The sequence below is a fragment of the Bythopirellula goksoeyrii genome (genome assembly GCF_008065115.1).
Lineage (GTDB): Bacteria > Planctomycetota > Planctomycetia > Pirellulales > Lacipirellulaceae > Bythopirellula > Bythopirellula goksoeyrii.
Genome location: NZ_CP042913.1, coordinates 3496736 through 3521527, shown reverse-complemented (window position 1 = coordinate 3521527; position 24792 = coordinate 3496736). Strand labels below are relative to the sequence as shown.

General features: G+C 50.9%; 20 protein-coding genes. 16 read left to right on the top strand and 4 right to left on the bottom strand.

The features are described from left to right. The first annotated feature begins 7 nt into the window (after positions 1–7). Positions 8–1294, top strand: coding sequence for a 3-phosphoshikimate 1-carboxyvinyltransferase (gene aroA / locus Pr1d_RS14025; RefSeq protein ID WP_148074118.1), 1287 nt, complete (start codon positions 8–10; stop codon positions 1292–1294). A 3-nt stretch (positions 1295–1297) separates the two neighbouring features. On the opposite strand, the gene Pr1d_RS14020 is transcribed toward aroA, so the two are convergent. Continuing rightward, positions 1298–1522, bottom strand: coding sequence for a hypothetical protein (locus Pr1d_RS14020; protein ID WP_148074117.1), 225 nt, complete (start codon positions 1520–1522; stop codon positions 1298–1300). 1094 nt (positions 1523–2616) lie between these two features. Here Pr1d_RS14020 and Pr1d_RS14015 point away from each other — a divergent pair. From Pr1d_RS14015 to Pr1d_RS14005, 3 genes are all read left to right on the top strand, one after another. Continuing rightward, positions 2617–3537 carry a hypothetical protein gene (locus Pr1d_RS14015; RefSeq protein ID WP_148074116.1) on the top strand — a complete coding sequence of 307 codons (921 nt, stop codon included), beginning with the start codon at positions 2617–2619 and terminating at the stop codon, positions 3535–3537. Positions 3538–3645: 108 nt separating this feature from the next. Continuing rightward, a complete protein-coding gene (locus tag Pr1d_RS14010) occupies positions 3646–4428 on the top strand; it encodes an ABC transporter ATP-binding protein (protein WP_148074115.1) in 783 nt (260 codons plus the stop codon). 182 nt (positions 4429–4610) lie between these two features. Further along, positions 4611–6278: a putative ABC transporter permease subunit gene (locus Pr1d_RS14005; protein WP_168205229.1), complete on the top strand. Its 1668-nt coding sequence runs from the start codon at positions 4611–4613 to the stop codon at positions 6276–6278. Positions 6279–6541: 263 nt separating this feature from the next. On the opposite strand, the gene Pr1d_RS25775 is transcribed toward Pr1d_RS14005, so the two are convergent. Both Pr1d_RS25775 and Pr1d_RS14000 read right to left on the bottom strand, forming a co-directional pair. Next, positions 6542–6691, bottom strand: coding sequence for a hypothetical protein (locus Pr1d_RS25775; protein ID WP_168205228.1), 150 nt, complete (start codon positions 6689–6691; stop codon positions 6542–6544). A gap of 121 nt (positions 6692–6812) precedes the next feature. Further along, positions 6813–7241 (bottom strand): universal stress protein, encoded by a 429-nt coding sequence (locus tag Pr1d_RS14000; RefSeq protein ID WP_148074113.1) that lies wholly within the window; start codon positions 7239–7241, stop codon positions 6813–6815. A 337-nt stretch (positions 7242–7578) separates the two neighbouring features. Between Pr1d_RS14000 and Pr1d_RS13995 the strand changes: the two genes are divergently transcribed. The 12 genes from Pr1d_RS13995 to Pr1d_RS13940 all read left to right on the top strand — a co-directional run bounded on the left by Pr1d_RS13995 (position 7579) and on the right by Pr1d_RS13940 (position 22499). Continuing rightward, a complete protein-coding gene (locus tag Pr1d_RS13995; RefSeq protein ID WP_168205227.1) occupies positions 7579–8067 on the top strand; it encodes a universal stress protein in 489 nt (162 codons plus the stop codon). An 89-nt stretch (positions 8068–8156) separates the two neighbouring features. Next, complete coding sequence (locus tag Pr1d_RS13990) at positions 8157–8621, top strand: hypothetical protein (RefSeq protein ID WP_148074111.1); 465 nt, start codon at positions 8157–8159, stop codon at positions 8619–8621. Between the two features lie 344 nt (positions 8622–8965). Then, positions 8966–9967: an alcohol dehydrogenase catalytic domain-containing protein gene (locus Pr1d_RS13985; protein ID WP_238476499.1), complete on the top strand. Its 1002-nt coding sequence runs from the start codon at positions 8966–8968 to the stop codon at positions 9965–9967. Between the two features lie 12 nt (positions 9968–9979). Then, positions 9980–10405: a globin gene (locus tag Pr1d_RS13980; protein ID WP_148074110.1), complete on the top strand. Its 426-nt coding sequence runs from the start codon at positions 9980–9982 to the stop codon at positions 10403–10405. Positions 10406–10611: 206 nt separating this feature from the next. Then, entirely contained in the window at positions 10612–10932 is a 321-nt protein-coding gene (locus Pr1d_RS13975; RefSeq protein ID WP_148074109.1) for a hypothetical protein, read from the top strand. 13 nt (positions 10933–10945) lie between these two features. Continuing rightward, positions 10946–11260 (top strand): hypothetical protein, encoded by a 315-nt coding sequence (locus Pr1d_RS13970; RefSeq protein ID WP_148074108.1) that lies wholly within the window; start codon positions 10946–10948, stop codon positions 11258–11260. Between the two features lie 268 nt (positions 11261–11528). Next, positions 11529–14936: an FG-GAP-like repeat-containing protein gene (locus tag Pr1d_RS13965; protein WP_148074107.1), complete on the top strand. Its 3408-nt coding sequence runs from the start codon at positions 11529–11531 to the stop codon at positions 14934–14936. 1018 nt (positions 14937–15954) lie between these two features. Further along, positions 15955–16878 carry a menaquinone biosynthetic enzyme MqnA/MqnD family protein gene (locus tag Pr1d_RS13960; protein ID WP_238476498.1) on the top strand — a complete coding sequence of 308 codons (924 nt, stop codon included), beginning with the start codon at positions 15955–15957 and terminating at the stop codon, positions 16876–16878. Beyond that, positions 16875–18014: a cyclic dehypoxanthinyl futalosine synthase gene (gene mqnC / locus Pr1d_RS13955; RefSeq protein WP_148074106.1), complete on the top strand. Its 1140-nt coding sequence runs from the start codon at positions 16875–16877 to the stop codon at positions 18012–18014. Before Pr1d_RS13960 ends, mqnC begins: the two co-directional genes overlap by 4 nt. A 133-nt stretch (positions 18015–18147) precedes the next feature. Then, positions 18148–18921, top strand: coding sequence for an ATP-binding cassette domain-containing protein (locus tag Pr1d_RS13950; protein ID WP_148074105.1), 774 nt, complete (start codon positions 18148–18150; stop codon positions 18919–18921). A gap of 16 nt (positions 18922–18937) precedes the next feature. Then, positions 18938–21211 carry an ABC transporter permease subunit/CPBP intramembrane protease gene (locus Pr1d_RS13945; protein ID WP_148074104.1) on the top strand — a complete coding sequence of 758 codons (2274 nt, stop codon included), beginning with the start codon at positions 18938–18940 and terminating at the stop codon, positions 21209–21211. A 64-nt stretch (positions 21212–21275) separates the two neighbouring features. Further along, a complete protein-coding gene (locus Pr1d_RS13940) occupies positions 21276–22499 on the top strand; it encodes an amidohydrolase family protein (RefSeq protein WP_148074103.1) in 1224 nt (407 codons plus the stop codon). On the opposite strand, the gene Pr1d_RS13935 is transcribed toward Pr1d_RS13940, so the two are convergent. After that, a complete protein-coding gene (locus Pr1d_RS13935) occupies positions 22493–24247 on the bottom strand; it encodes a hypothetical protein (RefSeq protein WP_148074102.1) in 1755 nt (584 codons plus the stop codon). The genes Pr1d_RS13940 and Pr1d_RS13935 overlap by 7 nt on opposite strands. Positions 24248–24792: the final 545 nt, after the last annotated feature.

Here is a 24792-nt window from a genome sequence, read left to right as displayed (position 1 = left end):
CTTCCACATGCCCGATGAGATTGAGATTCAAGCCGTTCAAGGTCCCGTGCATGGAGAAATTCGTCCACCCGGCTCAAAGAGCATCACCAATCGAGCACTCATCTGCGCCGCATTGGCCAATGGTCATACTGAGCTAATGGGAGCACTCGATAGCGAAGATACGCGGGTCATGATCGACGGCCTCCGCGAATTGGGCATCGCGGTAGACGTTTCCGCCGGCGGAAGGACGATTGAAGTCAGAGGCTGTAAAGGCAATATACCAGCTGGTCAGGCGGATATCTTCGTCGGGAACAGCGGAACCACGATACGATTTTTGACTGCAGCGGTCACTTTGGGTAGCGGCGAGTATCGCTTGGATGGGATTGAGCGAATGCGAGAACGCCCAATTGGCGACTTGGCATCGGCCTTGAATCAACTCGGTGCCAATGTTCAGTGCGAAGGAAATGACAACTGTCCGCCAGTTAAGGTTATTGCTGATGGGCTGAAGGGAGGAGTAGCTACCGTTGGAGGAAATATCTCAAGCCAATTCCTCAGTGGACTCTTGATGGCTGCTCCATGCGCGGAACAAGATGTCGTACTGCACGTGGAAGGTAATTTGGTATCAGTTCCCTATGTGGCGATGACACTTCGAGTGATGGAATCTTTTGGTGTACTGGCGAAACCAAGCGAGAACTTCTCAGTAATACACATCCCAACGACAGCGAGCTACAAAGCTTGCCGATACTCCATCGAACCCGATGCCTCGGCAGCCAGCTATTTTTGGGCTGTCGCTGCCGTAACCGGCGGCAAAGTGACCGTGCGCGGCCTGAACTACGAGAGTCTCCAGGGCGACGTTGCCTTCGTCGATTGTCTTCGCAACATGGGGTGTCAGATCCATACTGAAGACGATGCAATAACAGTTCAGGGAGGACCGCTGCACGGCATTGACGTGGATATGAACGCGATCAGTGATACCGTTCAAACATTGGCTGTAGTTGCTCTTTTTGCAAAAGGCACCACTCGGATCAGTAACGTAAGTCACATTCGGCACAAGGAAACCGATCGCATAGCGGCTTTGGCAACGGAGCTGAGGAAACTAGGAGCCGAAGTGAAGGAATCGGAAGATGGGCTGGAGATCACGCCGGGGAAGCTGTCGCCAGCAGCCATTGATACCTACAACGACCATCGCATGGCAATGAGCTTCGCCATAGCAGGGCTCAATTCGCCCGGAATTGTGATTTGCAATCCAGGTTGCACTTCCAAGACATATCCCGATTACTTTTCAGATCTGGCAAGGCTAACAACTACCCGATAGACCTCAGGCAACTGATCCAATCTTGACCGACTCGATCAATTCCTCGGCACGTGCCAACAAGCTCAACGACGATTCGCTCGGATCTGAATTATCAAGAGATTCTTCGACAGTGTCGAATTCCGCAGAGCAATGCTTACATGAAACACGCTTTCCAAAATACTCAACCCGAATTTCCAACGACCTGCCACAAGTTGGGCAACTGCGAATGAAATATGCACCACTCGGCATGGTTAACCTCCTGTTTGGCGAGTAAGAGTAGAATCGGCTCCAAGTTCATCTCCAATCAACATAATCGATCCGGTGGCATGTGCAAATAGTAGCCCACCCAAAAGGGGGATTTGGTAGAAAATCTTGCCACAAGAAATTACATAACCCTTTTCTAGAAAATGGGTTACGCATATCCATACATGGCAACATTTGTGTGGTAGGCTTGTCTAGAGAACCCCCAGAGTGACCGCAGTAAGTACCACCTACTATCAGGCTAATCCTCGGGTGTTTATCCGTTTCAGACCAGAATTACCCTACTCTTCTCAAGGTGCGTCGTGAATAGAATCGGATTTCCCGCATTATGCTGCCTATTCCTGTTTTTCACGGCAAATAGAGCCCTCGCAGAGAAAGTTCCTAATCCTGCGCAAAACCAGATTATTGCCAAGACAGCAAGACTCTACCTTGAATCTAGCGGGACCTATGTCCCAGGAGACTTAATAACGGAGTCCCAAATTGAAGAACTGCAGGACTATTTGCGAAGGAGCTTCGGTAATTCTCCTGCAACTCACCGAGGTTTGTCCAATCGAGCGTTAAAAGATGACGCACCACTTTCAAGGTATTTCTTTCGAGAACAAGCTAACCAGGTGCTGAGAAAAGCTGCAGAAAAACTAGGGGGATACGGTCAGCTTGAGGTCTTGTCGCTGAATCGCCAGGGACGCCAAGTTCTTCAGGAGGCAATCGCTACACAATCTGAGGCTGGGATCATCTCTAGAATTGATACCTCTCCTCAGAATATGGGCTCTGAAGCTAGCGGAAACCCGCATCAACTGAAGGCTATCTACACGCTAGAGGATTTTCTCGAAGCCGCTTTCCCTAAAAGTGGCGAGGAAAACAGCTTGGATCCCTGAAAAAATAGATCCAGTTCGATTCTGCAATAGAGGCAATCTACGCAATAATGTTGCATTCATGCAGTAGGATACGGACATTCGGTCGCTTTTTGTCGAGTTCTCGGCTAGAATAGGGGAGACCTCTACGCTCGGCCCTACGCGTACTAGGCTTTGGATGAGCATGGAGAAGTTTCTATCTAATTGAACCCTGACCGTGGAGCGAACCATATGGCGAATCGACTATTCGTCTTAGCCGTGTTCTCTTTATGGCTTTGCAGTATGGCATGGCTAGTGGTCGAACGGGTGTTGCCTGGCTGGGGTGAGGGGCAACCTCCCGCGATTGAGAATTTCCAAGATAATCAGGCGATTGCTTGGGAAGTTGAATGGGCCGGTAAGCGAGTCGGAAAAGCTGCGAGCATTCGTGTTCCTGGCGTGGGAGGGACTGTCGAACTCCACAATCGCATTTCGCTTGTGGAAATGCCAATCTCCGAACTAGCCCCTACTTGGATGAGAATGGCGGTCCCCAGCTTGGGCAAGATGTCGCTCGATGTTAAGTCGCTTATTGAAGTCGATTCCATTGGGAATTTCTCGTCATTTCTAAGCAAGGTATCACTTAACGAGATGCCCTCGGTGCTAAGAATCTCAGGCAGAGTCAAGGATTCCTATCTTAAACTAAAAGTCAGTACTGGTAGTTTGCCGCACGAGGTATCTGTCTATCTACCCGATAGCAAGTCGCTCAACGAAGTCTTGTTTCCTGGTTCAGAGCTTCCCTACATGTATATGGGCCGTCATTGGCAGGAAGAGGTCTATAGCCCTTTTCGAGCGTCTGGCGATCCGATAGAACTTGTAAGAGTAGAAGTCGTCGCAGAAGAGTTGCTTTTTTTTGCGGGGGAACCAAAGCGTGTTTTCAAGGTGGAATACCAAGGGATGCTTGGTTCTGGAATCTCGGATAAGGCTCGTTTGCAGGCGATCTCTTGGGTAGAACCTAGCGGGAAAATCCTTAGGCGGGACGTTTTCATGGGGAGTTCGCGACTCAGATTCAATCGCTTGTCAGATAAGGAAGCAGAATCCGTGGGACATGAGTTCTTCGATGAGTTGATCGACTGGAAGGAAATTGATCCAGAAATCAAAGGCGACATAATACTGTAGTTTCTTATTTGCCTTTCGCATTCCATTTCTCCAGCTTGGTCCATGGGACCACTTGAAACATGTTGATACCTCCCGATAGCGGTCAAAGTGCAAACATGTCTACCATCTATGATACATTTTGAAGATGTCACTCGCACTTTTGGCAATCGAACCGCTGTAGAGAAACTTAATCTATCCGTCGGTAAGGGAGAGCTTGTCGCATTGCTAGGCCACAATGGTGCCGGCAAAACAACTTCTATTAAGATGTTGGTCGGTTTGCTCCAGCCTACTTCTGGGAAAGTCAGGGTTGGCCCATTTGTTGTCAGTGAAAACTTGCGAGAGGCGAGCCGGCTGGTTGGCTATGTTCCAGATCAGCCTTTCCTCTATGAAAAGCTCTCTGCTCTTGAGTTTTTGGAGTTTGTCGCAGAACTCTACGGACTGACTGCGACTGAAGCAAGAACTGCCGTCCAAAGAGAGGTCGAACGATTTCAGTTGGGCCCGTTTGTAGACCGACTCACCGAAAGCTATTCGCACGGCATGAGACAACGGACAGTCTTCGCAGCAGCCTTGATCCATCAACCGGAAGTATTGGTAGTCGATGAACCTATGGTTGGTCTCGACCCTCAGTGCATTCGCCTTGTTAAGGATTTTTTACGGGCCTATGCCGATAGTGGAAAAACCGTTCTGATGTCCACGCACACCTTGGGAATTGCAGAAGAGATTGCAGACCGGGTTGCAGTGATGAATGCTAGCAGGCTTGTCTTTGAAGGCACGGTTGCTCAATTGAGAGAATCAGTACCAGGGGAACTAGGTACCTTAGAGTCGCTCTACCTGGCTCTGACCAAAGAGGGCGCAGTGAGTGAGAACGTAAATGGTAGTAGTTCCCGCCAATCAACCAATCCGGTACTCTAGCTCTGCTCGCTCACTGGTGCTACTTAGCCATGTCGTTAAATCCTGGAACCGACTCGATTTCCACTGATTATCTTGATCTGATTGAAAGATTGCCCACACATGAGCGTGAAGGTCAATTGTTTTGGAAACTCCGTTTGCGCGAAAGCCGGAGCCAGCTGCGTCATCTTTTTGCGAATTCTCGCATGCGAACCTCGCTGGTCATCTCCTTAAGCATTTTTTTCTGGATCGGCCTCTTTGTCTTATTCTATCTTGGCTTCGATTTCGTTGTTGGCCAGGTGGGGCTCCCGGGGGCGACGTACCATGCACAGACAGTTAAATTTGTCTTCACACTGTTCTTTATGTCTCTGCAGATCATGCTCATTTTCTCGTCAGGCATCATTCTCTATGGGGGATTGTACGCTTCACAAGAAACGAATCACTTGCTGACAATGCCCGTCAGAGACTCGCGTCTTGTTTTGTACCGCTTTCAGGAATCGCTGTTCTTTAGCAGTTGGGGTTTTTTTCTACTGGCTAGCCCGATGATGATTGCCTACGGCATCGTGGTTGCAGCTCCCTGGTACTACTATGTGTACCTTCCTTGGTTGATGATTTCCTTTGCCTACATTCCTTGCGTGATTGGGGCAATATGTTGCCTGCTTTTGATCAGTCGTGTGCCGCATCTGCGCAGAATCGTTGTGGGAATCATCGCCTTGGTGGTCGTTGCCATCGCTTACAGTTCCATTTGGCATACTCTCGACATAAATGACGCCGATTTGCTGGGAGCGGCTTGGTTTAAGCAGACATTCCGACGTTTTGAATTTACTCGCGGTGAGTGGTTGCCGAGTACCTGGCTAAGTAACGGTCTGCTGGAAGCGGCTCGTGAACAGACTCAGGATCCCGGAGACCTCCCCTGGTTTGAAAGCGGAAAGTACTTAATCGTATTACTTTCGAACGCGCTCTTTCTTCACGTCATTCTTCTTTGGGTGGGAGGTCGGATTTATCGACCCAGCTACTATGCTCTGAATTCACGCCAAGCACGCGAGACACATGTCCATATGGCTTGGATAGACCGACTTACAGAAAAACTACTGTTCTTTTTGCCGAGAGAAACACAACTGCTAATTATCAAAGACATTCGATTGTTTCGACGTGATCCTGTTCAGTGGTCCCAGTTCATTATCTTTTTCGGATTGTTGATGCTGTACTTTGCCAACATCGACCGCTTTCGGCAGCATCGTCAGGACATTAGTGTCCTAGCTTGGGTGAATATCGTCAGCTTTCTCAATCTTGCCGTCGTCGGTCTCATTCTTTCGACATTTACTACACGGTTTATCTATCCGCTTATCAGTTTGGAAGGTCGGCGGTTCTGGATTCTGGGGCGATTACCGATTGAAAGAGATTCCATCCTTTGGGGCAAGTTCCTTTTTGCTGCATGCGGCTCGTGGTTGCCTTGTGCTGGCTTAGTCTTAGCCAGTGATGTCATGCTGAGAGTATCGATGCAGGTAATAATTATCCATCAATTCATTTGCTTGCTACTTTGTATCGGTCTTTCCGGAATGGCAGTCGGCTTAGGTGCTATCATGCCTGACTTTCGAGAGCAGTCTCCTTCCAAGATTGCCGCTGGTTTCGGTGGCACTCTCAATCTTGTTCTGAGCGCCATCTATATCTTGCTGACGGTCTTGTTGACCGCCCTCCCCTGCCATTTTTACTTTATGGCAAACGAAAGCAGATTACAGACTCAGATGGTCCCCCCTGCTAACTTGCAACTCTGGCTGAGCCTGGGGCTGGTCGGTGTCGTGATTTTAGCCGCAGTGGTCACAATCGTCCCATTAAAATATGGGCTTCGTGCCTTTAGAAAACTCGAAGTCTAACTCGAATCCATGGCCACGTTACCCTTTTCCTTCGCTGCGCTTGCATGGAAGCGAGCCGCGGTAGGACGCCTGTGTTTCCCCTCGTATTCTTTCCTAACGGATTTCTAAAATCCCTCAAGCATGAGTTCGCCCCCTGCGATCGTTGCAAGCGATTCTAGAACGCCTTCCTCGATGTCGGAGTTAAGGGTCGGCGCATGTCCGTCGAAATATACCGGGAAGGAGGCTACCATATTCGTCGTCGTAACCGTCGTCCAGATCGCTGGCTAGACTTGCTTGCGCGTCATTTTATAGATGCCTGATCCGAATAAAAAGACAACAGCCAGACCAACTGAAATCCGTGCATCAATCATGCAGGTCAAAAGAACCACAATTGCGGTTAGGTTGGTCAGGACTCCTTCCATTTCATTGGTCATACTATTCACTCTTTCCGAAACAGGTCTGCTCTGTCGAAAACCCATCCTTACTAGCTAAGCAAAGTTGTTTACATAGCCGTTTTGACCCTAACTTCTCTGCGGATGGATTCCTCCGCATCGATCACTTGACCAGCAATACCGGGCATTGGCAGAGAATCGATACTTGATAGCTCAAGGTCGCCCATCCCTTAGGCGCTTCGTCCAGCTTGACCTTGTGTGAACTGAGAATGACCAAGTCGATGTCCTTTTGCATTGCGTAGCTTACAATGCCTCGGGAGGTTTTCCCCATGACAATCTTGACGGCCACCGACAGCTTCGCATCATGGAAACTTTCGGCATATGATTCTAGCTTTGCCCGCGCTCTTTTTTTGAGCGTCTCATAGAAAGCGGCGATCTCCTCGTCATCGGCATAATCGATCGTTTCCACGACATGCATTAATGTCACTCGCGCATTATTTTGTTTCGCCATATCGAGCGCCACTCGAAGTGCCGCCGCGTTCTTCGGCGTGAAGTCTAGTGGAACCAATAGATGATTGAATAGTGATGCCACCTTTCACTCCTGCGACAGTTGTGGAGCGATACGACAAAAACAGTTCGGGGTATCAACTCGCAAAACGCGTACCAATCCTCGTTGCGTCGACGGCACCGGACTCGTGGCATATGGACATTCCTTCACAATCCAGGTGTGCGTTTTGGCGCGCTCAAGTCAGCACATGCACATCGGAGGTTTCCGGCTCGCGATGGTATAGGACCTTATGTGTTAGCTGGCTGTCGAATCTCCGTGTCAGACTAAAACTGGCATAGCAGTTGCCGTTTACTTGAGTTGCGAAACATCGCGCAGACGTAATATGTCTATTCTGGTCAGAATCTACGCAAAGGAGCGAGCCATGAAACTAAAGTCTATCATGTGTCCGACTGACTACTCTAGTTTTAGCGAAGCAGCACTCGGCTATGCGTCGCTGCTGGCATCAGAATCGGGAGCCCGACTTTACATCGTTCACGTCGATGAAGAATTCCCCACATACGTTCCAGGTTATGGAGGATACGGCATTTCAGTCGAACCGACAGACCAACAGGAGAAGGAGGCGCGGGCTATGCTCGAACAAGTTGTCCCTACGATTCCCGATGTCCAGTACGAACATCGATTCCTAATCGGCGCTCCCGAAAGAGAAATCCTTACATTTGCGAAGAATGAAAACGTCGACTTGATCGTCCTGGGTTCGCATGGCCGAACAGGCTTGGCTCGGGTCTTGATGGGCAGCGTTGCCGAGGGCATTGTTCGCCACGCGACCTGTCCAGTGTTGACCGTCAAACACCCCATGGCGGTACAATCGGCCTCGAGTACAACTCCTGAGAGCGCTGTCAACGAGAAGTGATCTCCCTCGATATGCGGTAGACCAACTAGAAGCGACGTTGAAGGTGAAGTACCGACAAAACCTGGGGCAATTCGAAAGGAGAGCGAACAATGAGATGGTTTATGATGTGTTTAGCCCTTACATGTATTACCAGTCCTGGTCTTGGGCAGGTTGCGGGAGAACCGATTGAGGAACCGTTTCCCATGGAAGAGAGTCGCCCGTTTAATTTCTGGATGGATGTCAAACTTCAAAAAGCGCAAGCGATCTTTGCAGCATTAACAGAAGCGGACTATAAGTCCATCATCGACAGTGCCAAGCAATTGCGGACCTTGAGTGAGTTCGAAGGATTTGTTCGCAAAGGAACACCTGACTATGTTACCCAACTACGGTCCTTTCAATTCGCCGTCCTAGAGATTGAAAAGCAAGCTAAACGCGAAAACATCGAGGGTGTTACCCTAGGTTTCCAGCAGATGACTCTCAGTTGTGTCCACTGCCACAATGCTTTACGTCAGACAGATGTAGATCATCCGGGTGAAACATCTAGCCCTGTATTAGAATCTCAGAAACAACATTAATAAGGCCTGGCGGACTTTTGCTTTGTTGTCCACCAACAGATAGCTATTGTCATCGGGCACATAAAAAGCTCACGAGATTAAAGGACTGTACAGGCGATAGATATATCGTCACTATCATGACATGATCATGACTTTGTGTTTAATGACCAGGAGTTGTATTTCTCGAATCCGTCCGTGGCAGTCAATGGAGTAACTCCAGAAGTTGACACCAGTCGAGTGGTGTCGACTTTTTTTGTTAATCGACTAGTGGCTCGCTGGTCGGCGAATGATATAGTAGGGAGATAGTCTAGAGTAGATCAATTGATTTCTAGAGTGGTAATACTATGAGCCACAAAATGAGGGCCATGGTCCTGCGAAGAATCGCACCTCTAGGGTTCCACGCGGCACCCCTGGAATACACAGAGATTCCAATTCCAGAGGCACGGCCAAACGAAGTACTCATCAAAGTTTCCACCTGCGGCGTCTGCCATACAGAACTTGACGAGATCGAAGGACGAACTGCACCACCGCAGTTTCCCATCGTGCTGGGCCACGAAGTTGTCGGCAGCATCACAAATCGTGGCAGCCTTGCCACAAAATTCAACCTGGGCGATCGTGTTGGAGTCGGCTGGATTCATTCTTCAAGCGGCGCCGAGGATGAAAACTTGAGCGAAAGATTCTGCGCCACTGGTCGTGACGTCAACGGTGGCTACGCCGATTACATGACGGCGCCCGAGGATTATGTATACCCCATTCCCCCGGACTTCACCGATGAGCAAGCCGCTCCACTGTTGTGCGCGGGTGCGATCGGCTACCGAGCTCTGAAGCTGACCAAAATCGTCAATGGCGAACGACTCGGACTGACTGGATTTGGAGGATCCGCACATCTGGTGCTGCAGCTTGTTCGGCATGTTTATCCCGAATCGCCAGTGTATGTTTTTGCAAGAGACGCCGACCAGCGCGACTTGGCGATCTCGCTTGGGGCAGCATGGACAGGCGATACAGCCGATCGTTCTCCCGAAAGCCTGCACGCCATCATCGATACGACACCCGCGTGGAAGCCGGTCGTAGAATCTTTGGCGAATCTGCTCCCTGGAGGTCGATTGGTCATCAACGCGATTCGTAAACAGGAAGACGACAAAGATGCATTGTTGAATCTAAGCTATCACCAACACCTCTGGATGGAACGCGGGCTCAAGTCGGTAGCCAACATCACACGACACGATATTTCCGAGTTTCTCCCGCTCGCTGCAGAGGCCGGCCTCCGGCCAGTAACCCAGACATACACACTGGAAGATGCAAACCAAGCGATTTTGGACCTCAAGTTTGGGCGAGTTCGAGGTGCCAAGGTCCTTTCCGTGAATTAGAGGGTAACACGAATGATGTATGAGTCTCCAAGTTCAAGGCCAAATGCCATTGACGACGTAACTGCCAGTTACCACCGTTGCCGCGCGAGCGATGACTTCATTGGCACGTTTTACAAGAAGTTTCTTTCCAAGTCACCGGAAGTAGCCGATAAATTTCTTCACACCGACTTTACTAGACAGAAGTTGATGTTGCGTGAGTCGTTGTTGTCGATGTTGACCTATAACCTCGGTTCCGAGGATGCACGTCAGGAATTGGAGCGACTGGCAGAACGTCACAGCCACCGTGGCATCGACATTCCGCCCCGATTATACGATTATTGGCTCGATGCACTCTGCGAAGCAATTGAAGCACACGATCCGGAATACTCACCTGAGCTAGCCGATTCGTGGCGGGCTGCGATGCAGGCTGGAATAGACTTGATTGTTTCGAAGTATTGAACCAACTCGTCGGAATTCATCACTTAGAGATGCGCGAAGAAGAAATGGGGAGGGGACAAATCGGCTCAATCGAAAATTCTAGTAGCAAATCAAGATAATGATGTTTTGGGTGAGGTTCCTGGGCGAAAATAAGCGATGGAGGTGCTCAGTCGAAAACTCGTACTTGCTAGCTAAGCTGTTGGTGAATGTGCTCCATAGTGTGGGGCATGAGCACGACGAGTAAATCACTGAAACGCAATCTCCAGGCTGCCTACGAACCTGCCAAGCAGCGATTGAGCAAATTCTCTTATCAATTCAGTCCTAAGAAGTTTACACATTCTCAATCGCTTGCTTATCTTTTGCTCAAAGAGTTTCTGCGGCTAGATTGCCGCAAGCTCTCGACATTGCTGGAAGATATTCCCAAACTGGCAGCGCGGATCGAGCTGAAAAAGATTTCATATTTTCAGTACCTTGGAATAGACGGCAGCCCGCTTGCTGTTTTCGCAACGCTATCAGAGGCTTCTGGACAAAACCGTCTTAGCGACTAACGAGTGCCAAGTAATGAGCCGTAACGTCATCTTGGACGCCGACGATGGCATTGGATTCAAGACCCGGCATATTAACGCGTCCTTTATTCTTCGCCGCGATCGAGACTTCAAAAAAAGCTGTCGAAAGACTACTTGCAAATGTTACCCCAAGGCCAATCTGTTTCGTGACCGCGAGAGTCAATTGGTGATGGGCGGAATGACAGGACGGGGCCCCGAGCCTGACGATCCGTTTTTTCGACCCACGCTCAAGCAAGCGGACCGCTGGGCAAGTCGAGGCAGTCAACATTATGATCATAAAAGCGATGGGTTCTGCACTCATAGCGCGTAGCTACTGGTCGCAGTCAAGACAAATCAATCCTTGAGTACTCACACACAACATCATGATTCTCTGGCACTAGGAGGTTTTCGACAGAGCAGTTCTAACCCATTTGACCCCGCCCTTTGTCAATAAATGCACGCTGAAGAGAAAATCCAATGAGAGTTGCTATTATCTGAAATCGCTTTCATACTACATACTGGCGATCTATCAGTTTTGCCGCTGAACTGCTCTGATCGCGTAACCTATTCACAATTTCTACTGACAATCAGGAAGTCGAATGCAATCATTGGCCAATGAACTTCTGCAGGTACTTCGTAATCACATGCAGTGTGCCAAATCTCTAGGGTCACGTTCGACTCACTTTCGACAGCATTCGACAAAACTACTTCACATCGAGCACTTAGAGCCGCGGATCGCGCTAGCCGTTCAAGCGGCTTTTGGCGAATCGTCTGTTGCTTTGGGGCTCGGCGGACTGCGCGGCAGTGACAGTGAGTTCCACGCCGGCGGGTTGACATTCACTGATCTGAATCGCGACGGGTACGCGGATCTATACCTCATCGGTCCCTCGATACGCGGCAACCGGCTTTACATCAACGTCGACGACGGCGTTGGCGGCCGCACGTTTGTCCGTGCCGCGGGTGACGGGGGAATGTCCTACACCGCCGGTGATTCCTCGGGTTCGGTCGCAGCCGACTACGACAACGACGGCGACTTGGACATCTTTCTCACCAATTTTGGCAACGGTCCTCATGATCCCGATGGGGCCGACAATATCCTCTTCAAAAACATGTGGATGGAAGATCACCCCACCGGTGTGGGCGATCCTCTCTCACTGCGTTTTATTGATGTGACAGCCTCGACGGATCCGACCCCCACCGACCCGGCGGGAGATATTCAACACGGTTTGGCCAGAGCCGAGTTTCACAATCCCAATCCCCTGTTCGACACGCACATCTTGAACCATACGATCTCGGCTGCGTGGGCCGATGTGAATCGCGACGGTTGGGTCGACATCTACGTCGGCAGTTGGGACGGCACTAACGGAAACCCGGCAGAATCGCACGACGGCAAACTCGGCGAACGGGACACGCTCTATCTGAACAACGGCGATGGCACGTTCACCGACGTCACCATGAGCCCCGATGGGTCCGTACCTGCTTCACTCATTAGCGACGGCAGCTTTGAAAATTCCACTCACAACAGCCAGACGAGCAACAGTGCTTGGACGTTGAACGGGCCCAGCGGCACAGCACTATTCTGGGGGGATTCGAGTAGCACATTTGCAGCCAGCAGTGGCCAAAAGGGCGTTTGGTTTCGCGGTTTTGCAGGTAACCAATTAAACCCCATCGATGCCAACGTGTCTCAAGTCGTGGTCGCTCCGGAGGACGGCGACTACACACTACAGTTTGACGCTAGAGTAGAGCAAAGCTTTGCCAACGTCGCCAGCGATTTTCGAGTAACGGTTACCTCGGATGGCACTGGCGGATCCGCTACCACCGGCAACCTGTTGACGCTCGCTCCTGATTTCAAATTTAACACATACTCACTGACTTTAACTGGCGTCACAGCAGGGGACAATTTGACGATCGTCGCCGAAATGCTGGACGCCGACGGATCGACTCAACCGGCGGCCGTCAGTGATGGTAGCTTTGAGAATGCCACTCCCGACAGCCAGGTAAGCAATAGCGCCTGGACGATCAACGCGCCAAACAACACGGCACTTTTTTGGGAGGCACCTTGGGTCTCCAGCTCCGGCACAAAAGGCGTTTGGTTCCGTGGATTTGCCGGCAACGCTGCCAATCCGATCGATGCGAGTGTCTCGCAGGTTGTCGTCGCCGCACAGGATGGAGACTACACGCTGGAATTCGACGCCAGAGTCGAGCAGAATTTAGCGAGAGTGGCCGGCGGGTTTCAGGTAACGGTCACGTCCGATGGCACCGGCGGATCGGCTACTACTGGTAACCTGCTGACGGTCGCTCCCGACTTCGATTTCAACACCTACACATTAACCCTTTCAGGTGTTTCGGCAGGTGACAATTTAACCATTGTTGCCGAAATGCTCGACACCACGGGAGGCTCGGGATCTGCAAGGTCCGGCATGGTAGATGCGTTCCGCTTTACTGGCGGCTCAGGCATGGTAGATGGGTTTCAATTTGTAAATCCTGACGCCTGGCAGCAGGTCGGCGGCTGGGAATATGAGGACGGATCCTACAACAACCCCAGCGTTCCCGCTGAATTCAGCGGTCACAACGCATTGCAGTTCGCCGATTTTAACAACGACGGTTGGCAGGATTTGATCGTAGCCACGATGGGTGGCGCCGCCACATCTCCAACTCGCGACATGCTCTACCTCAATCGGGGCGTCAATGCCGCCGGCGATTGGCTTGGCTTTGTCATGGTGTCCTACGACATCAACTTCGGCGGCTCGGAGGGGAGCGATATGGGGGTCACAGTCGCCGACATCGACAACGATGGCGACTTTGATTATTTCTCGACGTTGCTGCCCGATGCACATCCGATTTGGATCAACAACCTCGTCGACACAGGCAGTCTCAGCTTCAGCCGAACAACGATCAACAACACGTTCTCCTGGGGAGCCAACTTTCACGATTTCGATAACAACGGCCGCGTCGATCTCCTGGTTGGAACCGAGATCGGCGAGCGATCCTATTTGCATCTCCAACAAGACAATGGCCTCTTTTCTGAAGAGGGCGCCACTTCAGGTTTCACGGCACTGCATTCCACCCGCGGCGTGGCTGTGGCCGACTACGATCGAGATGGGTGGAGCGATACGGCGATGTGGCATTGGAGCGGCGCAGTGAACCCCGGCATCCTCTTTTACGAGAACAACTCCGCTTCACTGAACCCGAACTTCCACTTTCTCACGCTTGAACTGGAAGGCGATCCCACGTTGCCGGGGCAATTCAAAAGCACCCGCGACGCCATTGGTGCCCGAGTTTATGTGACCGCCGATTTCGATGGCAGTGGTGTCGTCGACGCAGATGAGACCCGAATGGAAGAAGTCCTGTCTGGGCATTCCCAGGCAGCAACGACCAGCAGCCTCGCAGTTGAGTTTGGACTCGGGTTGGCAACGAGTGCCGATGTGCGAATCGTCTGGAGCAGTGGCCGCGAAACGCTGCTAGAGAACGTGGCAGCCAATCAGTTTTTGCAGATTAAGGAGCAAGCTGGCAATGCAGATTTCGACAACGACGGTGACGTCGATGGGCGAGATTTTCTCATTTGGCAGAGAGGTTTCGGTACAACCAATGCTAATCTAACAGATGGCGATGCCGATGGGGATCAGGACGTGGACGACGACGATGGAAATGTGTGGGCTGCCCAATATGGTTCCACCTCACCGATGGTCGCCTCATTGTCCGTATCGGACGAGCATGAGACCTCCAACCCAATTCCAGAACATGACGAACTCGTCGGTGCCGCCATGGCCGTGGCCTTCTCTAATCAATCCATTGCTACAATCAACGACCTGGCAATTGAAGAACTATTTCAGACAGAGGGCGATTCTCTGAATTCGTCCAGTAATCTCATCGATAAATTGCCAGAAGTTCGGAATTCGGATAACAGTCTGACGAAGAAATTCGCTTCTGAAGAGGATCGCTTTGTAGACCTCGCGTTGCAATTTGAGAATTTCGATCGCCTTTTGGCAGGGATATTCTTTGATTAATCAGTTACTTCGGTTTGCCACCTGTCAAAAACCACTGAATAGCGTTTGTGAAACAGCAAAAAACTTACTGGCAATAGCCCTCGACGAGGACATTATTTTGAGCCGCATAGTTTAGTTCTTGGGCTTATAAACATCTAGAAAGCTCGAAGTGTTGATTACTCTCTGAACGCCGGTAAGTCTTATCGAAGGGTCTTGCTAACATTCCTCGCCTAGGTGCATTCCAGTTCGATCAGGGATTTTACAGGATTTCTTCGACGAACGATAGCAAATTGACAACTGCCTTTCTACTTCTAGTTCTTCAATGGGACGTGAGGTACCACAGGCTTTTCCGGTGGTAGGTCGCTCAAACAGCTATATGCAAGTTCTCTGTCGTCCCTGTGCCGCCGTGTCAATGTTCTCTCGCCAATACTGTAAGGTACTGGAGACAAACCCTGAAAATGAGCACGGCTTATTCCCGCCTACAAACTCTCCGCCTCTGACAAGAGTCTAACAACCAGGGCCTGACGTCTTTCCATAGATGGCACAAAAATCGTTGTAGATTTCCTTCCCAGCATCTAGATAATGGAGCAAGCCATAAGTCCCGAAAACGCACCAGCGCCCGCAGAGTCTCACGGGTTTGCTTCCGCTAGGTTTGCGCGCTGCTTGAATTTGGCACTTTGGGCGAGTTAAGGGCGACTGGTTTTAAGGAGTATTTATTCAAAAACTCCACAAAACCTAGAATGAGGCGTTTTCATAAGTCTCTACCCGAAATCAAGTTGTGACAATTCGTTACGAGCAGAAAGTAATATTTATTTTTTGAAATCACGTTTTCCAGAAACCAAGCACTACAACACCATTCCCCTTCAATGCGCAGGAGTGAGAAAGAATCATCCAGTTTACACAGTCCGTGTAACGAAGGGATGACCAATTTCCAATGCCCAATGACCAAGCGCGAACCACTGACAATTGACTAACAGCCAACGGCCAATAGCTAAGCAAACGCCCAAGTTAACGAAATATATCCACATCGGTTCTACTAATGAACGACTTACACCAACCCGTGTCAGGAAGCCTAGTCGGCCCTTCAAAGGCCCTCTATAATCATGATTCGATCACGCTGTTTCAGACCATTCCGCACATGTCAACATCCCCATCGCCGAATAAGAATTGTTTGCGAATCGGGGCAGTTTCCTACCTGAACACTAAACCGCTTGTTTATCATCTCGCTGAGAGGTTGCCTGAGTCGCAACTCTTCTTCGACTACCCAAGTCGGCTTTCCGATGCCCTGGCATCAGGCGATTTGGACATCGCGCTCGTTCCTTCAGCAGAGTTGCTGGTTCATCCCGAGTGGTCGATTGTGTCGGATGCTTGCATCGCTTGTCGCGGGCCTGTGCTGAGTGTCAAGCTTCTCTTTCGTGTTCCTCCCGCTGAGGTTCAAACTTTGGCAATGGACGAAGGGTCGAGAACAAGTTGTCTGCTGGCACAAATCCTTCTACGCGAGCATCAAGTCACCACGCCTCAATTGCTCACCTTGCCGCTGGGAGCGCAACCTCAGGATGTCCACGCCGATGCCGTCCTAATAATTGGCGACCGAGCGATACGCTGCGACATGACCGAATTTGTTGAAGTGTGGGATCTTGGAGACCACTGGTGTCGTTCGACGGAATTACCTTTTGTATTTGCAATGTGGGTCGCGGGCCCCGGCGTTGACATATCAGGTGCGGCTATGGCTTTCGAAGAGGCTCGAGACGAAGGGTCTCGCAACTATCCTGAGATCGCACAAGAGCAATCGGTTGCAATGAAATTGCCAGAGGAACTGGTTCTGGAATACCTTTCGAAGAACTTACACTTTAAGATGGGTAAACGCGAAAAGCAGGGCCTGGATTTGTTCTTTCAACGGGCAACAGAATACAATCTCGCGCCTGGAGCCTTGGATTCAACTTCAGTAGGTCTAACAACATGATTGCAGAAGCATCAACACAGTATCTACTCGACAAAGCGGTCGCTGGTGAGCGATTGGAGCCGATTGAGGGTTTGCGCTTACTTCAATCGAGGGATCTGGCAGCGATCGGGCGTGCCGCCGACGAAGTCACCCGCCGCCTGCATCCTGAGAACTATCGCACGTATAACATCGATCGAAACATCAACTACACAAACGTTTGCACAGCGGTCTGCGATTTTTGCGCCTTCTATCGCTCGCCAAAATCTGCTGAAGGCTATGTGCTTGAGCGCGAAGAATTGCTGTCCAAGATTCAGGAAACGGTGGAACTCGGGGGTGATCAGATACTGCTGCAAGGAGGACTGCATCCCGATTTCCAACTCGAATGGTACGAGCAATTGTTACACGATATCAAAGAGCAATTTTCTCAGGTCAATGTTCATGGATTCAGTCCCCCAGAGATCCATCACTTCACCAAGATAGCTAAGCTTCCCTTGCGAGAAGTGCTCACTCGCCTAAAGGCGGCTGGATTGGGTAGTCTACCTGGTGGAGGGGCTGAGATACTCGTTGATCGCGTTCGTCATGAGATCACTCGTGGCAAGGTCCTCACGGACGATTGGTTAAATGTGAATCGCGTCTGGCATGAGCTTGGCGGTCGCAGCACGGCCACCATGATGTTTGGCCACGTTGAAACCTTGGCCGAACGGATTGAACATCTTGAACGCTTGCGACAACTGCAAGACGAAACCGGTGGCTTTACGGCATTCATCTGTTGGACTTTCCAGCCAGATCATACGGACATGTCGGACATCCCGCCGGCTGGTTCCTTTGAGTATTTGAAGACCAATGCCGTTGCCAGGCTCTATCTGGACAATTTTGCAAACCTGCAATCGAGCTGGGTAACTCAGGGATTGAAAATTGGACAAATGGCTCTACTCTATGGAGCAAACGATATGGGGAGCTTGATGATTGAGGAAAACGTGGTGGCAGAGGCGGGGACAGTTCACCACCTGAGCCTGGAGCAGATCCGCACAGCCATCAGTGACCTAGGTTACGTGCCTCGACAGCGAAATGTCTTCTACGAACCCATCGACGACGAAGTCACTACGCTTGTTCCGCATAGTCGCCAAAACCCGCACATTTTGCCCATCGTAAATTGAGTCTGGCAAAGAACTTACTACGCAAAACAACGGCTTGCTGCTATCTTTAATGGAGGCCCAGTTTCGCGGTCTTTCGGACAGCCTGCATACGTGTTCTTGCCTGAATTCAACTACCTGCACCCGGATCCCCAAAATGTCATCAGAGAGCGTAGTTGTCGAAGCCCGCTCACTGACAAAAGTATATTCCGACTTGCGCCGTGGGGAATTCATTGCCTTAGACGACCTCAGCTTCAAGGCCTCGACTGGTGAAGTATTTGGGCTTCTGGGGCCCAACGGTGCAGGCAAGACCACCGCCCTGCGAATTCTGAGTACCGTTCTCCAACCCACACGAGGTACGGCAAGCGTCAATGGTTTCGATTGCGTTACCCAACCCTCCCTGGTTCGGCATCATATCGGCTTCATGTCTGCCAATACTGCAGTGTACGACCGGATGACGGCATGGGAGATGGTGGAGTATTTCGGGCGACTCTACGGCATGGAAGAAGATCACTTGCATAGCCGAATGGAAAACCTATTTGAGCGGCTACAAATGCAAGGAATTCGCGACCTCTTGGGAGCGAAGATGTCCACTGGTATGAAGCAAAAAGTGTCCATTGCCCGTGCGATCGTGCATGATCCGCCCGTTCTGATCTTCGACGAGGCCACTAGTGGCCTCGATGTATTCGTGGCTCGTGCCCTGCTAGATACAGTTGCGGAACTCCGCGAACAGGGGAAATGCATCGTATTCTCGACACACATCATGCGTGAAGCGGAACGGCTTTGTGACCGAGTGGCCATCATGCATCGTGGCAAGATTCTTGCCGAAGGAAGCGTGCCGGATTTGCTTACTGAACATCAAGGTGCCGATTTGGAAGATGTCTTCTTTTCTTTGATTCAAGATCACCATATCGAACCTGCGTTGAGCTGACATAAAGTTACAGTACATGAATCTGCATAACGTCAAATTGGTCTATGCCCGCGAAATGCGGGATCAGTTGCGAGATCGACGCACGCTGTTTTTGATCGCAGTGTTGCCGCTGCTGCTCTATCCCTTATTGGGCATGAGTTTCTTCCAGCTTTCGCAGTTCATGCGCAATAATGCATCCAAGGTGCTGATACTGGGTGAAGAGCAACTTTCTGGCAGCGAATGGCTCCCTGCGTTGTTCGAGGGGGATCACTTCGCTCCGAACTGGTTCGGTTCCCCCACGGAACAAAACGCCTTGCAGATTGTACAAGCTGATACGTTGTGGCCTGGCAAAGTCCCGAAAGGCGAGGAATTAGATCAGACGGCCCGCAAAGCCATTGCCCAAGGGGACGTGCAAGTAGTACTACGGTTCCCAAACGGTTTTGAAGAACAACTGGTAGCGGTGAGAGAATCTCTCCTAAACCGGGACGATGCAAAGCAGGTGCAATTTACCGACGACCTTCTGCAGCCAGAAATCATATTCATCTCGGCAAATGAAAAGTCGCGAATCGCCCAGTTGCGCGTCGACGATGTGCTGCGAAATTGGCGCGCCGAAGTAACTCGTTCCAATTTGCGTGAAGGAAATGTTCCGATCAGTGCTACAAATCCATTTGCTATCAAGCAAAATGACGTATCCGAAGAGCAGCAACGTCATGCTGCTGTCTGGTCAAAAGTACTGCCGTTTGTGCTCTTTATTTGGGCACTCACTGGTGCTTTCTATCCGGCGATTGACTTATGTGCAGGAGAGAAAGAGCGAGGCACTCTGGAGACCTTACTTGTAAGCCCTGCCGAGCGGCGAGAGATCGTGTGGGGAAAGCTGCTGACGATTATGACTTTCAGTGTTATAACCGCCCTGTTGAATCTTGCGAGCCTTGGTGTTACCGCCAAATTTGTCATGGCACAGTTCCGCGAGATTATTTCACTGCCAGGTGCTAGTGCTCTGACTTTGCCTCCCCTGAATGCCTTGGTCTGGCTTGTCGTGGCATTGTTACCCATCGCTGCTTTCTTCAGTGCCATGTGCCTGGCTTGTGCAGCATTTGCCCGCAGCACGAAAGAGGGGCAGTACTATCTAATGCCGCTACTCTTGGTGATCATGCCGCTGATGATGTTGCCCCTTTCCCCAGGAGTGGAATTGACTTTGGGCAACAGTCTCATACCTGTAACAGGTGTCGTCTTGCTACTCCGCTCCGTAATTGAAGGCCAGTATTGGCAGACGGTTCCGTACTTACTCCCTGTAGTCGGTGTTACGTTAGGTTGTTGTCTCTTGGCAATCCGTTGGGCTGAAGACCAGTTTAATCGCGAGTCGGTGTTGTTCCGTGAAAGCGAGCGGCTGGATTTGGGGCGGTGGATTACCCATCTGTTTCGAGATCGCGCAGATACGCCTACATTGGCACAAGGCATCTTATGTATCGCTGTCGTTTCAATCGTACAGTTTTTCGTCAACCTATCCTTGTCTGCCCGAGAGGGCGCGGGGAACAGCTTTCAATCCCTGGCTGAGCTGTTGTTTATTAGTCAGGTTGTCTGCATTGCCCTCCCCGTGGCACTTATGACGCTGCTGTTTACACGCCATCCTGCTCGCACGTTGCTTCTGGATCATTGGCCACGTTTCTCGCACGTTCTGGCAGCGACGGTCTTAGCCGTGTTGATGTTTCCGCTTGGCCAGCAGTTTGCGCAATGGGTTGAGAGACTGTATCCCTTCAGCAACGAAGTGAAAGAGCAAATTGCGGGTCTCAGCGGGACCCTGCAAAATGCTCCCAATTGGTGGCTCCCGCTGTTGCTGATGGGACTCCTGCCGGCTGTCTGCGAAGAAATTGCCTTCCGCGGATTCATACTTTCCGGTCTACGGCATCTGGGACACAAGTGGTGGGCTATCAGCATTTCAGCAGTTGCTTTTGGCATGGCACACTTCATCTTGCAGCAAAAAGTTTCTGCCGCCGCAGTTGGGTTGGTCATTGGCCTGTTGGCTGTTCAGACGGGAAGTCTCGTGCCCTGCATTGTGTTTCACGCGATCTACAATAGCCTAACTGTTCTAACTTCAAGGCTGGCTGAGATGCTCGAACCGGGGAAAGAGACTCATCCTGTACTCGATCTCATCCTGCGTTCTGACGGGCAAGGGTTATTCCAGAACTGGGTGTTGCTAGCTTGTCTGTTTGGCGCGGCTGCAATCCTCTGGTGGCTCCATCGCATTCCATATCACCGGACTGACGAAGAGCAGTTCCAAGAACGGCTCGACAAACAATTCGTCGGTGCTTGAGGTTTGCGCTGGTTGGCGGCACAATGGGATCGCATCTCTCCCTGTGATCTTGAGCCCAGAAACCATGTCCACGTATTCATTGCGATCTCGTTGGGTCTTGCCTGTTGATGGCCCTCCTCTCCGCGACGGAGTGGTTTCTGTCTGTGATGGCAAGATCATTACTGTTGAGCAAACCAGTGTAAGTACACGACCAACGGAAGACCTCGGCGATGTCATCTTGCTGCCGGGATTGGTAAACGCTCATATTCATTTGGAATTTAGTGACTGTACCAGACCGCTGGGAAAACCAGCTATGTTGCTCTCCGATTGGATTCGCCAAGTGATCGGCACTCGCAAGCGTGGTGATCGTGATACCGCGAGGGCAATTCAGGTTGGACTCACAGAATCTCTCAATGTTGGTGTAACCACACTCGGCGAGATTGCGACCTCAAGCCCTACAGCATTCGGTGAGTATCGAGGCTCAAACCTGTTGGCATTCGAGGAAGTGATCGGTTTCTCCGCCGGACGAACTCATTCTATTCTTCACGACATTCGACAACGTCTACAACGTAGTTTGGCCTGCGAGACTCTCTGCCGCGTCGGGCTTAGTCCGCATGCTCCTTATACAGTTCATCCCGAGTTGCTCAGGCAACTGGTAGAAACAGCTTGTGAACTCGAGTTGCCAGTGGCAATGCACCTGGCTGAATCCCGCGAAGAGTTGGAACTTCTCTCTTCGGGCAGCGGGCCATTTCAACAGTTGTTGGCGGATCGCAGCATGTGGGATCCCGATGCGATCGCCCCCGGTAGTAAGCCAATGGATTATCTGCGGATCCTAGCCGAGGCCCCCCGAGCCTTGGTGATACATGGAAACTATCTAACCGACGGAGAAATTGGATTCCTCGCTCAACAGTGCCGGCATATGTCTCTAGTCTATTGCCCGCGAACCCATGCATATTTCGACCATGAACCTTATCCGCTTGAGCGGATGTTGGCCACCGGCGTGCGGGTCGCTGTAGGGACTGACAGCCGGGCGTCGAATCCTGATCTCAGTCTGCTCAGCGAGTTACGCTGGATTGCCGAACAATATCCGACGATACCCGCTGCAACGATCCTTCAACTCGGCACTCTCAGTGGCGCTGAAGCACTAGGGCTTTCCGCAGACACAGGTTCACTCACACCGGGTAAATGGCTCGACATGATCGCTGTTCCCTGCCCCGCTGATGTCGACCCCTACGAGGTACTCTTGCATTCTGACGCAAGCCCGCAATCAGTCTGGATTCGCGGCGCCCGACTTGAGTTGGCTCACTGACCGAAAATCTTCTTGAGTTCGGCTACAAAGCCCGCTAATCCCTTGACAGATTCTTCGGGAAAAACAACCTCTCCCTGCCAGCCGAGTTGATCACTCGCAAGTGTAAGTGCAATGGGTGGTGCCGAGGGATAAAGAGGCAATTGTGGCGTCATGCCGAGGACTAACAGTGTTTTCATCCATGAACTCGTCACATCAACCAATCCTTGCGGATTCACGAGTTGAACATAGGGGACCTCGGGGGCGATAAGGTCAAGCGTTTTTTGTACTGTCGCTTCAGTTGCGAGTCCCGTCTTACCCTCAGTGAACCCTTCGATGAATTCTAGAAGTTTATCTTTCGATTGCAGCCCAATAAAGACATGCTCTTTGTCGACTGGAGAACAGTGAATCGCCAATGTGTGTTCGGAGCCCAGACAGGCGGTTAGCATTGCCTGCCAAATCTCAACATTCTGATCTCCCGTTGCCTTATCTAGATCCGATTTGATCGATAGCCCCTCCACGTCGCCGATTGCTGCGGGATCAAGATCATAGAGCATCTTTATTTCGCTCGTTGATCGCTCCGTCAAATCATTAGCCAACTCATAGGACTGTTTAAGCGAAGCTAGATACTCTGCCGAATCTTCAACGGTAAGTCGAGCAAAGAAAGTCGAAAGCAGCGGTTCCCCTTCCGCAGGAGGGACCATCAGCAGCGATACTTCCCGTATGTCGGCCAGAGCTAGATCCCAACTCTTTCGTTCGTCAGCCCAATCTTCCCGAGTAAATTCGGCTCGACCTTGCTGTTGAGCATCATGAACGGAAAGGCTAGTCATGAACTCGGCTAGCATCTCACCTGCCCGGGCAGGTAGTTCACCACCGCCAGCCATGGCATACGCTCTAGCACGATATCCCACTAGTCTCTGTTGCGGGCTGATGTCCGATTCTTCAATGTTCTGCAATGGAGAGAGCAACTCACCCTTCCACCGGAGTCTTGCATTGCTCGCATCGTCAAGCGATAGCCCAATACCTACTCGGCGAAAGTTTCTGCGCGCAAACTCCACGAGTGGCCAGCTATCGTGCTGAGTGAGATTCTCGTTGATCACGATCTCATCAAAGTCATCCTCTACGAAGGTTTCTTCTTCGGCTGTCGTTTCCAAGGACAAGCCAAATCTGGCAATGTGAGCCAATCCATAGCGCGAGACAATAATCGAGATATCGTTGTTAGCAACCCAATCTGTGAAAGAACCCAGATTAGCCTCCGGCTGCATGGCCAGAACATGGCGCATCATATTGCGGTGCTCAACGTTCATGACAAGTGCAAATTCCCCTTGGCGCGCAAACAGCAAATCAACTTCCGCCAATCGCACTCGGCAGATTTCTCCAGTAGTGTCTGCTCCAATTCCCGAAGCGAAAGTTTCATAGTCAATAATTGGCAACAGAACCAGAGGGATCGGATCGGCTGGGACAGCAGGGTTACCGCGGTAAGCGAACGCTGCGTCACCCGCGAGATCGATACCTTGCGAAAGACCGGTAATCGATTTGGCCAGCACAAGCGGAGAGGGAAGATTCGGATTGAACAAACTAGCGAGCTTCGAGATCTTCTGATCTGCCTCACCAATGTTCTTTACTACGGCATAGCCGAGCGTGTGTTTTGGTAAGTAAGAGACGACATCGGCTGCTTGGACAATGGCCAATGTCGGACAATTCCAGAGGCATACCAGTGAGATGACCAGAACGGCTCGATTTGCAAGACGTACTTTACAAGAGTTCAGCATAGTTTACTGTTCCACGAAGGGGCGATGTTATTTGGTAGGAAGCAAAGGTTCATTATCCTGCAGAGTTTAAGATGGGCAAGTTGCAATCGCTGGTTGTCAAGATTCTGCATTCTACGTGCAGGAAAACTGCAAAGTTCGTCGTATGAGTTGAACATTGACCAATGTGCAATTTCCAATGACCAATCTCGGCAGAAGACTCTAATGTTTTGGTCATTGTTCATTGCGAATTGGGCATTCGGGAATCAGCGTATATGACTTTGCAGTTCTCCTGATTCTACGGGTTGACTCAATTGAGGCGACTCAAAACCGAGATGCCTCTCTTGCGAACTCATTGTCACCGATGGAAGGGTATATTTCTACTATGGTTTTTGGGCCATCTGAGAAAGTCGAAAGCCAAGTATCGAGAGGCGAGAACCAGACTTGTGGTTTGTGAGTGGGAATGGGTCGAGAGCACGACCTTCCCGTCCCAATTACTTCTCCGCAACGGTCGACAAGAAGATATTCAGTCACCTCTTGCTGCCATCGTGTTGCCGCGAGGGTAGTGT

Bases quoted from the DNA above. Each gene is read 5' to 3' on its own strand.
- Pr1d_RS13945 (WP_148074104.1), top strand. From the start codon at position 18,938: ATGAATCTGCATAACGTCAAATTGGTCTATGCCCGCGAAATGCGGGAT.
- Pr1d_RS14020 (WP_148074117.1), bottom strand. From the start codon at position 1,522: ATGCCGAGTGGTGCATATTTCATTCGCAGTTGCCCAACTTGTGGCAGG.
- Pr1d_RS13965 (WP_148074107.1), top strand. From the start codon at position 11,529: ATGCAATCATTGGCCAATGAACTTCTGCAGGTACTTCGTAATCACATG.
- Pr1d_RS13975 (WP_148074109.1), top strand. From the start codon at position 10,612: ATGAGCACGACGAGTAAATCACTGAAACGCAATCTCCAGGCTGCCTAC.
- Pr1d_RS13970 (WP_148074108.1), top strand. From the start codon at position 10,946: ATGAGCCGTAACGTCATCTTGGACGCCGACGATGGCATTGGATTCAAG.
- Pr1d_RS14015 (WP_148074116.1), top strand. From the start codon at position 2,617: ATGGCGAATCGACTATTCGTCTTAGCCGTGTTCTCTTTATGGCTTTGC.
- mqnC (WP_148074106.1), top strand. From the start codon at position 16,875: ATGATTGCAGAAGCATCAACACAGTATCTACTCGACAAAGCGGTCGCT.
- Pr1d_RS13950 (WP_148074105.1), top strand. From the start codon at position 18,148: ATGTCATCAGAGAGCGTAGTTGTCGAAGCCCGCTCACTGACAAAAGTA.
- Pr1d_RS13985 (WP_238476499.1), top strand. From the start codon at position 8,966: ATGGTCCTGCGAAGAATCGCACCTCTAGGGTTCCACGCGGCACCCCTG.
- Pr1d_RS13990 (WP_148074111.1), top strand. From the start codon at position 8,157: ATGAGATGGTTTATGATGTGTTTAGCCCTTACATGTATTACCAGTCCT.
- Pr1d_RS13935 (WP_148074102.1), bottom strand. From the start codon at position 24,247: ATGCTGAACTCTTGTAAAGTACGTCTTGCAAATCGAGCCGTTCTGGTC.
- Pr1d_RS14005 (WP_168205229.1), top strand. From the start codon at position 4,611: ATGCGAACCTCGCTGGTCATCTCCTTAAGCATTTTTTTCTGGATCGGC.
- Pr1d_RS13980 (WP_148074110.1), top strand. From the start codon at position 9,980: ATGATGTATGAGTCTCCAAGTTCAAGGCCAAATGCCATTGACGACGTA.
- Pr1d_RS13995 (WP_168205227.1), top strand. From the start codon at position 7,579: ATGAAACTAAAGTCTATCATGTGTCCGACTGACTACTCTAGTTTTAGC.
- Pr1d_RS25775 (WP_168205228.1), bottom strand. From the start codon at position 6,691: ATGACCAATGAAATGGAAGGAGTCCTGACCAACCTAACCGCAATTGTG.
- Pr1d_RS14010 (WP_148074115.1), top strand. From the start codon at position 3,646: ATGATACATTTTGAAGATGTCACTCGCACTTTTGGCAATCGAACCGCT.
- Pr1d_RS13960 (WP_238476498.1), top strand. From the start codon at position 15,955: ATGAACGACTTACACCAACCCGTGTCAGGAAGCCTAGTCGGCCCTTCA.
- aroA (WP_148074118.1), top strand. From the start codon at position 8: ATGCCCGATGAGATTGAGATTCAAGCCGTTCAAGGTCCCGTGCATGGA.
- Pr1d_RS13940 (WP_148074103.1), top strand. From the start codon at position 21,276: ATGTCCACGTATTCATTGCGATCTCGTTGGGTCTTGCCTGTTGATGGC.